Here is a 13,469-nt window from a genome sequence, read left to right as displayed (position 1 = left end):
AATCGTTCAGCCGAAATCCTGCCCCTCGGCGAGGAATCGGTCTGAACTTGCGTCGAGGGACAAGTTTTCTTGCCCCTCGACGCGATTCGCAGGTGATTTCGCGTCGAGGGGCGGCGCCCGGCGGCGTGGGCGGTATCGGTGGTGCGCAGAATCGTTGGAAAACAAGGGTTTTGGTGATTCGTGGCGATCGGCATCGCCGGCGATTCTTGCCCCTCGGCGTGAATGACATGTGATTTCGCGTCGAGGGGCAAGAAAACGCGTCCCTCGACGGAGATTCGACGACGGAGATTCGAAACGATTCTTCACCGAGGGGCAAGATGCCTGTCCCTCGGCGTGAATCAGGACGAATCGGCTATCGAGGGGTGTCCTCCTCCGAGGACGCTTCTCAGCCCGGCGAAGCCGGACGGTTCCCCCTGAAGGAGAACAAGGTATGGGGATGTGTGATTCGGCGAAATAGCAGGGTTGTAAGCGGTCACAATCTTGGGTTATGATAAGGGCAACCATTGTTGGTTGCGTTATCATTCGCGCGGTATCAACGCGGACATGGGAAGGATATGTCCGGTGCCGGCACGATTCGATGACGAGGAAGGAACAAGGAGGATCTTTCATGATCATCAGAAAACTGTTCGGAGGGGGAATCGCGGCGGCCACACTGCTGTCGGCCGGCGTGCTCGCCCTGCCTCTGAGCGCCCAGGCGGCGCAGACCGCACCTGCCGCTGTGTCTGCGGAGACCGTGGTCGCAGCGCAGGAGACGACCAAGCCGAACCCGCCGGCGACGGATGTGCCGGCCACCGACAAGGTGCCGACGTACACGAAGTTCGAGGCGATCGCCGATCCCGGCTCGAAGGACAAGAACTACTTCCAGCCGCTCTGGTACGCGAAGGACTCCGACGAGTCGACCACCGGCCACCACATCCAGGCGCACGGCGGCCAGGTCGTGCCCGTCCAGGAGAACGGCCGGACCGTCTACTACTGGTACGGCGAGGACCGCTCCTCCGGCTACTACAACTCGCACGGCGTGCACGTCTACCGCTCCACCGACGGCATGAACTGGGTGGACAAGGGCGTCGCGATGCGATCCATCTACTATGACGGCGAGCTCGCCGACGACAGCTACTTCACCGACCTGTACGGCCTGAAGAAGGCCGACGGCACGTTCGACGAGGCCAAGGCCAAGAAGATCGCGTTCTACCTCAACACCAACACCGACGAGGACGGCGACGGCGTCAAGGACACCGCCAACGCCATCTTCGAACGTCCGAAGGTGCTGTACAACGCGAAGACCGGCAAGTACGTGATGTGGTGGCACGCCGACGGCTCCCCGACCGTCGAATCGACCTCCAACTACGCGCGCTCGCTGGCCGCGGTGGCCGTCTCCGACTCCCCCACCGGCCCGTTCAAGCTGACCGGCGCGTTCCGTCTGCCGAACCGCGAGGACTACACGACCGGCCACAAGGCGGCCGTGCCCGGCGGCTCGCGCGACATGACCGTGTTCCAGGACGCCGACGGCACCGCGTACCTCGTGTACTCCTCCGAGGAGAACCGCACGCTGTACATCGCCAAGCTGAACGACGACTACACCAACGTGGTCAAGACCACGAAGGACACGTCGAAGGTCAAGGACATCGACCTGCAGTACTCCGAGAACGGCGAATACCCGTACACGCTGGCCGACGGCGGCGAAGGCGCCCCGGTCGCGGGACAGGACTTCGTGATCGTCAAGGACCGCGGCATGCTCGAGGCCCCCGCCATGTTCAAGGCCAACGGCAAGTACTACATCATCGCCTCCGGCGCCACCGGCTGGGCCCCGAACAAGCAGACCTACTACACGGCCGACTCGGTGTTCGGATCCTGGATCCGCGGCGTCAAGGCCGACGACCAGTACGAGAACACGAACTTCGCGAACCTGCCGGAAGGCGCGGACGGCCTGCTCTCCGTGGGCGACACCCGCGGCACGACGTTCGGCTCGCAGACCGCCTCCGTGTTCCAGATCCAGCCCGGCAAGTTCATCTACATCGGTGACCGCTGGGATTCCGGCAAGTCCGACTCCACGTACGTGTGGTTGCCGATCACCATCGACAAGACCACCGGCGCGCTGACCATGCAGAACCCCGCCACCCAGGATCCGGCCACGTACAGCGACGGCTGGGACGTGAGCTACTGGGAGCAGTCCGCCGACAACCCGCTGAACCTCGCTTCGATCACCATCGACGGCAAGGCCATCGACGGGTTCAACGGCGGCACCACCTCCTACACGGTCGACACCGGCGTGTGGGGCAAGGTCCCGACCGTCAAGGCGGTCGCCGCCAACGCCGCCGACACGACGGTGAGCGTCGACGCGAACATCGCGCGCGCGATCATCACGGTCGCCTCCAAGACGGACCCGGCCAAGACCCGCGTGTACACGGTGCGCTACACCTCGACCACCGAGGGCGCGAAGGCCGTCTCCGACCCGTGGAAGACCACGAGCTGGGGCAACGCCGGCGCGTTCGCGCAGGGCGAGACCGACGGGCTGTTCCGCATCACCGACGCCTCCAACACCGGCGCGTGGACGAACAAGGACAACCTGTCCACCATCTACCAGCCCGCCAAGCTGGGCGTCGGCGACTCCATCGAGACGACCATCGTCTCGTCCCAGGCCGGCAACAACGAGGACCCGCGCGCCGGCATCATCGTGCGCAACGATCTGAGCGCGTCCGGCCGCGGCACGGCCCACGGCTACGCGCTGCTCGTCGCCAGCCTCAAGGGCAGCTACTTCCAGACCGACTCGGACGACAACGGCTACATCGACAAGGAATCCGCCAAGGCGACCGACGCCGTCACCTCGGTCGATACCCCGATCGCGCTCAAGCTCGTGCGCAACAGCGCGACCGAGATCGAGGGCTTCTACCGTCTCGCCGGCGCGTCCGCGTCCGAGTGGACGAGCCTCGGCACGGCCACGATTGGCTCCGACGCAGCCGACAAGCTCGACGTGGGCGTCTTCGCCACGTCGAACAACGGCCGCGGCGACTACACCGCCATCTTCGACGGCACCACGGTGACCGCCAAGGGCGAGCCCGAACCCGAGCCGACCGTGACCGGCATCACGGTGGACGCCGGCGAGGCCAAGACCGACTACGCGGTCGGCGACACCTTCTCCGCGTCCGGCCTCAAGGTCGCGAAGACCCTGTCCGACGGCAAGACGGCCGACGTCACGGAAGACGGCTACACGCTGACCGGCGCCGACCCGGACGGCAAGGCGGTCGACCTGACCAAGCCGTTCGCCGAGGCGCTCGCCGGCAGGAAGGTCACCGTGACCGTCGCCCTCAAGGACGACGCCACGAAGACCGCCTCCTTCGAGGTGTCCGTCAAGGCGAAGGCGGTGACGCCCGAGCAGGCCACCGTCACGTCCATCGCCGTGACCAGGAAGCCCGCGAAGACCGAGTACACGGTCGGCGACGCGTTCGACCCGGCCGGCCTCGAAGTGACCGCCACCCTGTCCGACAAGACCACGCGCGTGCTGACCGCCGACGAGTACCTGCTCACCGGCTTCAGCTCAGCCAAGGCCGCGGACGCGGTGACCGTCACCGTCACCTACACCGGCAAGGACGCGGGCAAGAACCTCAAGCCCGCCACCTTCACGGTCAAGGTCAAGGCGCAGTCGTCCGGTGAGGGCGGCGGCAGCGGTAACGCGGGTGGCTCCGGTAACGCGGGCAATGGTTCCGGTAACGCTGGTTCCGGCTCCGGTTCCGTCAACGGCAATTCCGCGACATCCGGCAACGCCTCCAACGGCTCCGGTTCCGGCCTCTCCGCGACCGGCTCCGCCGTCGCGCTCGCGGCCGGCGTGACCGCGCTGCTCGCGCTCGCCGCCGTCGCGCTGTTCGCCCTCCGTCGTCGCGACTGACCGACGATGACGCGATGACCCCCTCAGTCGCGCTTCGCGCGACAGCTTCCCCTCAAGGGGGCGCAAGGAAAACCGACATGCTCGATTCTCTGCGCCCCCTTCAGGGGGAGCTGGCCGGCCTCGGGCCGGACTGAGGGGGTCTTGCGTGGGTATGGCGTGCCCCTCGGCGGGAAATCGGGACTATATCGCGTCGAGGGACGAGTTTTCTTGCCCCTCGACGAGAAATCGAGTCTTTTCCGCGCCGAGGGGCACGTTCTGTCGACGCGACTGACGGCATTGATTTTCAAATGTTGGAATATCAACGTTTTCGGTGACGCGTCGATGCGCTCGCCGGAAGAATATTGCCCCTCGACGGGAATCTCACATGATTCCGCGTCGAGGGGCACGTTTCGTTGTCCCTCGATGCGGAATCAGGCTCTTCCTGCGTCGAGGGGTGCGTCGTCTAGATGTCGGGCGTAGTCGGGGTGAACCCCCTCAGTCGCGCTTTGCGCGACAGCTCTCCCTCAAGGGCGCAAGGGAAAGCGACATGCGATGAAGCGCATGGCCATCTCTCTGCGCCCCCTTTAGGGGGAGCTGGCCGGCCGCAGGCCGGACTGAGGGGGTTTCGTCACGCGGACTGGCGGGTGACGATCGAGGTGGGGAGGAGCTTCACGTAGTAGGACGGGACGTCGTCGCCGTGCAGCATGCGCAGCAGCGTCTCGGCCATCTCGCGGCCGTGCAGCTGCGAATCCTGCCGCACCGTGGTGAGTTTCGGATTGGTGAGCAGGGCGAGCGGCGAATCGTCGAATCCGGTGACGGCGATGTCGTCGGGCACGCGGCGTCCGAGACGGGTGAGCTGGTTGATGACGCCGATGGCGATGCTGTCGTTGGCGCAGACGAATCCGTCGATGTCGTCCAGCATCGGCTGGAACGCGACGGCCGCCATCTCGCCGCTGGTGATCTCCCAATCGTCGGCGTAGTACACGCGGCGATCGTCGTAGGCGTCGCCCACCGCGTCGCGGAACCCGTCGAGACGGTTGCCGGCCGTGGGTGAATAGCCGGGGCCGCACACGTAGACGAGACGGTTGCGCCCGGATTCCAGCACGTAGCGCGTGATCGCGCGCTGGCCCTCCCTGTTCTCGAAGTCGATGGCCGGGTACGGCAGGTCGCCGCGGTCGCTCACCTCGGCGCGCACGACCGGCCGCCGGACGTTCAGGAAGGCGTTGGCGAGACTGTCGTCCTCGCTCAGCGAGAACAGCAGGTAGCCGTCGGCGAAGTCGCTGTTGACGAGCTGCGTGATGCGCCTCGTCGAGTCCGCGGAGTTCGCGATGAGGGTGACCATCTGGTAACCGGCGTCGCCGAGCACCTGGTTGGCGCCGGCCATCGCCTCGGAGACGCTGGCCTGCACGAGCGTCTCGTTCGCCTCGACCTGGATGATGAGCGCGATGGTCTGCGTGCGCTGCTGGGCGAGCGAGCGGGCCGCGTTGTTCGGCGCGTAATGCGCCTCCTTGATGGCGGCCGAGATGCGCGCGGCTGCGTCCTTGGAGACGTGTTCGTTGCCGTTGAGGTAGCGTGAGACCGTGCCGTAGGAGACGCCGGCGATCCGCGCCACGTCGCGGATGGTGGCCCGTTTGGGTGCTGTTGTCATGTAAGCCATCGTAGGTGATTCCTTTCCTGCGCCTTCGCTCCCGCGCGCTCTCGCTCCTCGTCGATGCGACACGCACGCACGTGTGACCGGTCACACTTCAGTGTATACTACGGAAGCGTAATCGGTCACACGAGAGTGTCGGCCGAAGCCTCAAGGAAGAGAAAGGCGATTGACATGAAGTTTTCGCTGAAGAAGACCGTGGCGGTGGTTGGCGCCGCGGCGATGCTGGTTTCCGTGGCCGCGTGCGGCGGCTCCGATTAGGGTTCCGCCGGCGACGCGAACGGCGACGTCACGCTCAACCTGTGGGCGTGGGAGCCCACGCTCAAGCCGGTCATCAAGGCGTTCGAGAAGAAGTACCCGAACATCAAGATCGACTTCAACAACACCGGCAAGGCGGACACCACCGTCACCTCGCTCAACAACGCGATCCAGGCCGGCAGCGGCATCCCCGACGTCGTCCAGCTCGAATACATGACCGTCCCGCAGTTCGTGATCGGCGAGCAGAGCCAGCTTGCGAACATCAAGGACAAGACCTCCGGCTACGACAAGTTCTACACGCCGGGCACCTGGAACTCGGTGAGCCTCAACGACGGCGTGTACGCGCTGCCGATGGACTCCGGTCCGCAGGCCATGTTCTACAACAAGGCCACGTTCGACAAGGCCGGCATCACCGAGGCCCCGAAGACGTGGGACGAGTACTACCAGGACGCCAAGAAGATCCGCGCCCTCGGCGACGACTACTACATCACCGCCGACGCCGGCGACATCAAGGTGATGACCGCGTTCCTGTGGCAGGCCGGCGCCAAGCCGTACGAGTCCAAGGGCGAGAACGTCACCATCAACTTCACGTCCGATCCGCAGGTGAAGACCGTCGCCGACTTCTGGCAGAAGATGATCGACGAGGACCTCATCAACACGAAGGTCGCCACGTGGGCCGACGAATGGAACCGCGGCATCGGTGACGGCACCATCGCCACCATCTTCGAAGGCGCGTGGATGCCCGCCAACCTGGTCTCCAACTCCGCGGCCGCCAAGGGCAACATGCGCGTCGCCCTCCAGCCGAACTGGGACGCCTCCAAGCCGTCCAACGGCGAGAACGGCGGCTCTGCGCTGGCCGTGACCGCCGCCTCCAAGAACCAGGACGCCGCGTACAAGTTCATCGAGTTCGCCAACCACAGCAAGGAAGGCATCAAGATCCGCACCGACGGCGGCGCCTTCCCGGCCGACAAGGTCACGCTCAAGGACGCCGACTTCCTCAAGGGCTCCGATGAGGTGCGCGCCTACTTCGGCGACCAGGACTACAACCAGGTGCTCGCCGAGGCCGCCGACCAGGTGACCGAATCCTTCCAGTTCCTCCCCTACGCAGGCCAGGCCAACAGCATCTACGGCGACTACGTCGGCAAGGCCTACACGGACAAGTCCACCACGCTGGAGAAGGGCCTCGCGGCCTTCCAGAAGGCGCTCGCCAAGTACGGCAGCGATCAGGGCTTCACCGTCAAGCAGGGCTGACGCCGGTCACGCCCGTCCGGTTCAACCGGGGCGGTGCCTCGGCGCCGCTCCCCCTCCAGACTTCTCCTGAAGCTCCTTCACATCAGGCCGGGTCCCATTCCTCCGGGGTCCGGCCTCCTTCGTTATCACGGTTCCCTCCTTGGTTGGTCGCGGAACAACGAGCCAAACCAAGGAGGGAACCGTGATGGTTGTGGAGGGAACCGTGACGGTTGTGGACCGTCCGTGATTGTCACGCGCGAGGCTCACGCGGATTCGCGGATTACCAGATCGGTGGCGAGCATCACGGTCTTCGACGGTGCAGCGCCCGCATCATCCGTGTTCCCCGCGTCATCCGCGCTCGCGTTCCTGTCACCGTTCCTGTCACCGTTCTTGTCGGCATCGCGGATCTGGTCGATGACCAGTCCCGCCATCACCCATCCGCGACGCTCCATATGCTGATCCACCGTGGTCAGCTGCGGCGTGATCGACGTGGCCGCCGAACTGTTGTCGAACCCGGACACCGCCACGTCGCCGGGCACGTCGTACCCCAACCGGTGCAGCTCCTCGATCGCGCCCACAGCGAGCGTATCGTTCGCGCAGATGATCGCGTCACGCGTCGTCAACGTGCCGTCCTCCGCCCATGCGCGGACGGCCGCGGCGGCGCTCGTCGTATTCCAGTCCGCCGCGTAGTGGACGGGCAGGGAGTCGGCGCTGTCCGGCAGCAGCTCGCCGGTGACGGCTCGGAACGCGGCGAGACGCTCGGGGGCGCCCGGCATGTTCAACGGGCCGCAGATGTAGGCGGGGCGTGTGCGGCGCAATGCCGCCGTCGCGTCGCCGGCAGTGGTGTCCGTGGTGTCCGCATCATCCGCGTCACCGCCGGTGGAGTGCGTCTCCCCCGTCAACACGTACCGGATGAGCTCGCTCATCGCGGCGGCGTTATCGACATCCACCGACACGAACGGTGGCTGTTGACGGTATCCGGTGCCGGAGATCACCGCGTGCATCGAGCGGCGTTCGAACAGCGGGAGAAGCGGGTCATCCTCCTCCATCGTGTACAGCAGGTAGCCGTCCGCGAATCCGCCGGACACCAGCCGTTCGATATTGGCGCGCGACTCGCCGTCGTTCTCGCTCATCAACGTGACCATCTGCCATCCCTCACGCGTGACGCGCGCATTCGCGCTGGCGATGATCTGCATGATGTTCGGATCGGTGATGATGTCCTCGGATCGCGCGTGGATGATCAATGCGATGAGATGCGTGCGCTGCTGCGCGAGCGACCGCGCGGCCGCGCTCGGCGTGTAGTCGACGTCCTTGATCGCCTGCTCGATGCGTTTCGCCGTGCTCGCGGCCACGCCGCTGCGCCCGTTGAGATAGCGGGAGACCGTCGCATACGAGGTTCCGGCGCGCTCGGCCACATCGTAGATAGTGGGCCTGTGATTGAAATCATTCCGTTTCGCGCTCATACTGCTCCTCGCGTCTCGGTTGTCATCGCGGCAGTCTCGGTCCGCGTGGGCGTCGGTTGTGCGTCTCGCATACGGGAAATCATGCCGCTGCCGCCCATGATAACGATGGGGTGAAACCGTTGTCATCCCGCGCGTGTGGCCGGGCGGTTCCCATCGTTCGAGGAAGCGGAACCGCTATAGTGGGGCGCGATGCTTGGCTATTTGGGTTATTTCTCCACGTCGTTCGCAATCGCGCTGCTGCTGTGGCCGCTGGTCGCGCTTGTACTCACCTTGCCGATTCTCGCCGGCCTCTACCACCGATACCATCGCCTGCGCGCGCTGTCGGTCGGCGCGTCCTATCTGAGCGTGCTGTACTTCACCGGTCTCATCGCGTTCACGCTCTACCCGATGCCCGACGATCCGGACGCCTTCTGCGTGGCGCACGTGGGCGACTACGCGCCGCAGCTCAACCCGCTGCGCTTCCTTGAGGACCTCCAGTACGGAGGCCTGTACGGGCTGCTCCAGCTCGTTATGAACGTCGTGTTCTTCGTGCCGCTCGGTTTCGTGCTCGCCCGCTGGCTGCGCTGGCGCTGGTGGGCGGTGGTCGGCGGCGGGTTCGCCATGTCGCTGTTCATCGAATCATCGCAGCTCACCGGATTCTGGGGACTCTACCCGTGCGCCTACCGCCAGTTCGACGTCAACGATCTGATGACGAACACGCTCGGCGCGATCGTCGGCCTCGGCATCGCGAAACTGTTCGGCGCATGGGTGCCGGCCGCCGCGCTTCCGGGCCGCGACGAGGTGAATACGCGGCCGGGAGCGCTGCACCGCGCCGTCACGTTCGTCATCGACATGATGCTCGTTGTGGCCGCGTACTTCCCGCTCACGATGGCCGTCGTGCTGCTGTTCCACGCGCTCGCCACGCCGCTCGCGAACGGCGATTTCGCGCTGTTCGGCGGGCGCATCACGGTGGGCATCGGCTGGATGAACGCGATCGCGCCGACCGCGGCGGCGCTCGCGTTCCTCGTGTTCGAGCTGCTCGTGCCGCTCGCGCACCGCGGAGCCACGCTCGGTGGCATGTTCACGCATATGACCATCGAGACGGTGCCGCGGCATGGCGGCCTTCGCGTGGCGTTCTATGCGGTGCGCACGGTGGTGCTCGGCGTGCTGACGGTCATGGCGATCACCGGGTTCGTGGCGGCCGGATCGGCGGATATGTCCGGGGTTTCTGGAGTCTCTGGAGTCTCTGGAGTCTCTGGAGTCTCCGGGACGGATGGTGCTTCCGGGGCGTTGGCTTCGGACGGCGCCTCGGCCGTGGCCGCCGCCGCATCCGGTTCGTTGATGGCCGGCAACGGGCTGCTGCGCACCTCCATGATCGGCTTCATCATCCTGTTCGCCTTCGCCGTACTTTTCCGTCGTATGCCGTGGGACCTCATTCCGGGCGATACGGCTGGCGGTTCGGCGGGTGATACGACTGGGTGATATGTCTGGTGGCTCGGCGGGAGATACGGCTGCGGCGCCATACCGTAACGGGTGGGATTGACGGCGCTGATTTGACATGGGTGACCCGGCTGCGGCGCCATACCGGCGTGATGATCGGAATCGTCGGTTCTGTACCACCTCTGTCGGTTTCGTACCCGTCTCCGTCGGTTTCGTACCCGTCCGTTGGCTCCGTGCCGTCTCCGTTGGTTCTGTGCCGGTTGTGTTGCTTGCGTGCCAAGGCTGGCATGCTTCCTTCGTTGAAAGGCGTCTTACCGTCGCATCCGTGCCAAGCTTGGCACGCTCCCCTCGTTGGAAGGCTCTCGCCGTTGATTCCGTGCCAAATTTGGCACGGTGGTGCCGGATGGCCCCTCTTACGCGTTGGTTCCGTGCCAAGGCTGGCATGCTTCCGCCGCCAACGCTCCGTCAGCATCATATGCGTGCCAAGCTTGGCACGGAACCAACGCGTTTGGGGGAGGTTGCCGTTGCAAGCTAGTTTGTTCTAGTTTGCAGGACGGTCTTGCGGCCGTCCGCTCCAAGTCTGACGCCGGTCGCCCGGCTGCTTGGTTCGCACTTCGCGGGGGTCTGCCTTCCATCCTGATGGACGGCGGGTCTTGCGTCCCCTCCATGCGCGTTTAGGGTCTCCGGGGCACTCCCGGCGACCATGATGTTGATGGCCGCGTTCAGGTCACGGTCCAGGGTCAGACCGCATTTCTCGCAGTGGTAGGTGCGCTCGGCGAGGGAGAGCTTGGCTTTCACGCTCCCGCAGTCCGAGCACGTTTTGCTGGACGGATACCAGCGGTCGATCACATGCAGTCTTGTACCGGTTCTCGCGGTCTTGTATTCGAGTTGGCGTCGCAGTTCGGCGAAGGACGCGTCCTCGACGGCCTTGGCGAGCCGGTGGTTTCGGACCATGCCCGTCACGTTCAGATCCTCGATGCTGATGTCCGAGTATGTTCCGGCGAGCCAGGTGGTGAGCTTGTCCAGCAGGTCGCGCCGCTGGTTCGTGATGCGCGCGTGGATGCGGGCGACCTTGTTTCGCGCCTTGAGACGTCGCTTTGACCCCTTGGTCTTGCGGCTCAACGCTCTCTGCGCGCGTTTCAGCCGGCGTTCGGCCGTTCTGAGCGTGTGCGGGTTGTCGATGACGGTGCCGTCCGAGAGCGTGGCGAGCGTTTTGACGCCCAGATCGACGCCGACCGCCCCTCCCTGCGGGGTTCGTTTCGCCGTCGGGTCGGCGCGTTCGACGGTCAATGAGGCGTACCAGCGTCCCGCGCGGCACGAGACCGTCATGCGCAGCACTCTGGCCCCGTCCACGCGTCTCATTATGTCCTCCATGCAGTGCACGCGGCCGATACGCGGTAGTCGCAATGCTTTCGGGTCGTCCTTGACGAGGCCGAAGCTGCCGGTCGTGTACGCGAACCGTGGCGTGGCGCGGTCCTTCGCCTTGAACCTCGGGAAGCCGACCCTGCGTCCCCTCCGTTCGCCCTTGCGGCTTTTCGACCAGTTCGACAGGGCGTCCGCCAACGATTCAAGCCCGCTGCTGTACGCCTCCTTCGAGTTCTCCCGCCACCACGGTCTCCCGTCCGCATCCACGGCCAGCTTGTCCTTGTTCGCGTTCCACCAGCGGCGCAGCGCATACAGGGACCATTCCGGCCTCTCCCCGGCCTCGATGGCGGTTTTGACGTGGGCGAGGCCCGCGTTGTACGCGAACCGAGCCGCTCCCGCGTGCGACGACAGCAACCGTTCCTGTATGGGCGTCGGGTCCAACGCCACCTTGACGGCCTCAAGCATCATGCGCCGCCTTCAACGCGGCCTTCGCCTTGCTCCTCGCCGCGCGCCGCCCGTACAGTCGGGCGCACAACGAGGTCAATACCTCGGTCATGTCACGCACCAAGTCGTCGTCAAGCTCCGAATCGTCCACGACGATCAGTCGTCGTCCCTGCGCGTTCAACGCGGATTCGACCAGTCCGGCGTTCATACGGGCCAGACGATCCCGATGCTCCACGATGATCGTGCCCACGGTCGGGTCGGCGAGGATGCGGTTCAATTTGCGACGTTTGTCGTTCATGCCGGAACCGGTCTCCGACACGACCTCGATGTCCCCTGCCCCCAGATCGATGGCGAACGCCTTCAACCGGTCCGCCTGACGCTGCAAGTCGGCTTTCCGATCGGAGGACGAGACACGCGCATAGCACACGACGCGCGAACCGGTCGCCGGCATATCCGTCTTCTCATACTTCGGGTCGTGGACCAGCCACACGCTCCCGGATTTCTCCACGGGAACAGGCATACGGTTCTCACGGCACCACTTCCACACCGTCTGCTCGTTCAAACCCTCACGAGCCGCCCATTCCTTCGCACGCACAGGCAAATCATACCACACACCAACAAGGCAAAACAAACCAAAGCCTCAGCAGTTCACAACCCTTATAGGAGAATGGGGAATGCCTTTATGGGGGTTGCCTTTATGGGGAATGCCTTTATGGGGGTTGCCTTTATGGGGAATGCCTTTATGGGGGATGCCGTCTTTATGGGGCTGCTTCTATGGGGAAGCTGCCTTTATGGGAAGATTGCCTTGGCGAGGGGCTGCCGCGGTCACGGTGCCGGTGTCATGCCGCGACAGCGGCGGTGGATGTGAGGGCCTAGAGCCGCAGGGCGAAGTCCATGCGGTCCCCGATCGAGAATCATGATGTCGGGCGCGGTATCAAACCGGCCCCGGTAATTGCCGTATGATCGGAGACGAAGTCAAGATCACCTACAGGATCACCTATCCACATGGCCATATTCCTGTGGATCGTTCCTGCAAATGAAATGGCGGTCAGATCATGACGTCTTATCGTTGCCCGGATCCCGAAGATATCGGGCGGCTGTACGCGGTGATGGAACGGGAGCTGGGTCCCACTGATTGGTGGCCGGCGGATACGCCGTTCGAGATCATGGTGGGCGCGGTGCTCACGCAGAACACCGCATGGGGCAACGTCGACCGCTCGTTGAAGGCGCTGAAGGCGGCGGGCATGCTGGAGCCGCACGCCATCGCTGCTGTGGAACCGGATTCTCAGGCGTTGCAGGACCTGATCCGTTCGTCCGGCTTCTACCGGAACAAGGCCCGGACGCTACGGTCGCTGAGCCGCTGGTACGTCGATCGGTGCGGCGCCGATCCGGGTGGCGTCGCCGGCGTGCCCGACGACGCGCTGCGCGCCGAGCTGCTGTCGTTGTTCGGCATCGGGGGTGAGACCGCCGACGACCTGATGCTCTACGTGTTCTCCCGACGCGCGTTCGTCGCCGACACCTATGCTCGGCGTTTGTTCGCCTTCCTTGGGTTCGCCGTGCCGGCCGGGTATCCGGCGTTCCACAAGGCGTTCTCGCCCGTGGTGCTCGCCTCCGGGCTCGACGTCGCACAGCTTCAGGAGTTCCACGGCCTCATCGACGAGTTCGGCAAGGCCTACCGTGATGACCGGGCAAAGGCCGCTTCCTTCCTTGCCGGCTGGCGTTAGAGCCGACCGCGGTTTGTCGGTTCCCTGCGCCCATATCGCCGCGGGCGATCTGTATG

Annotated in this window: 7 protein-coding genes and 1 pseudogene; 4 read left to right on the top strand and 4 right to left on the bottom strand. The window is 65.0% G+C overall.

The features are described 5' to 3' along the window. The first annotated feature begins 607 nt into the window (after positions 1-607). Positions 608-3,883, top strand: coding sequence for a bacterial Ig-like domain-containing protein (locus AC1AYP_RS05880; protein ID WP_476547115.1), 3,276 nt, complete (start codon positions 608-610; stop codon positions 3,881-3,883). 607 nt (positions 3,884-4,490) lie between these two features. On the opposite strand, the gene AC1AYP_RS05875 is transcribed toward AC1AYP_RS05880, so the two are convergent. Then, a complete protein-coding gene (locus AC1AYP_RS05875; protein WP_476547114.1) occupies positions 4,491-5,519 on the bottom strand; it encodes a LacI family DNA-binding transcriptional regulator in 1,029 nt (342 codons plus the stop codon). A 165-nt stretch (positions 5,520-5,684) separates the two neighbouring features. On the opposite strand from AC1AYP_RS05875, the pseudogene AC1AYP_RS05870 reads away from it, so the two are divergent. Beyond that, positions 5,685-7,019 (top strand): annotated as a pseudogene (locus AC1AYP_RS05870) (ABC transporter substrate-binding protein). 242 nt (positions 7,020-7,261) lie between these two features. Here the strand turns inward: AC1AYP_RS05870 and AC1AYP_RS05865 are convergent. Then, positions 7,262-8,461, bottom strand: coding sequence for a LacI family DNA-binding transcriptional regulator (locus AC1AYP_RS05865; protein WP_476547112.1), 1,200 nt, complete (start codon positions 8,459-8,461; stop codon positions 7,262-7,264). 189 nt (positions 8,462-8,650) lie between these two features. Between AC1AYP_RS05865 and AC1AYP_RS05860 the strand changes: the two genes are divergently transcribed. Beyond that, complete coding sequence (locus tag AC1AYP_RS05860) at positions 8,651-9,922, top strand: VanZ family protein (RefSeq protein ID WP_101622146.1); 1,272 nt, start codon at positions 8,651-8,653, stop codon at positions 9,920-9,922. 489 nt (positions 9,923-10,411) lie between these two features. Here the strand turns inward: AC1AYP_RS05860 and tnpB are convergent, their stop codons facing one another. Both tnpB and AC1AYP_RS05850 read right to left on the bottom strand, forming a co-directional pair. Beyond that, complete coding sequence (gene tnpB, locus AC1AYP_RS05855) at positions 10,412-11,710, bottom strand: IS607 family element RNA-guided endonuclease TnpB (RefSeq protein WP_476547168.1); 1,299 nt, start codon at positions 11,708-11,710, stop codon at positions 10,412-10,414. Beyond that, positions 11,703-12,284 carry an IS607 family transposase gene (locus AC1AYP_RS05850; RefSeq protein WP_476547110.1) on the bottom strand — a complete coding sequence of 194 codons (582 nt, stop codon included), beginning with the start codon at positions 12,282-12,284 and terminating at the stop codon, positions 11,703-11,705. The genes tnpB and AC1AYP_RS05850 overlap by 8 nt, the downstream gene beginning before the upstream one ends. A 460-nt stretch (positions 12,285-12,744) precedes the next feature. Here AC1AYP_RS05850 and AC1AYP_RS05845 point away from each other — a divergent pair, with 460 nt between their 5' ends. Continuing rightward, complete coding sequence (locus tag AC1AYP_RS05845; RefSeq protein ID WP_101622143.1) at positions 12,745-13,413, top strand: endonuclease III domain-containing protein; 669 nt, start codon at positions 12,745-12,747, stop codon at positions 13,411-13,413. Positions 13,414-13,469 lie beyond the last annotated feature (56 nt).

Source organism: Bifidobacterium sp. LH_424 (assembly GCF_056356895.1).
This window is presented reverse-complemented; position numbering and strand designations above follow the sequence as displayed.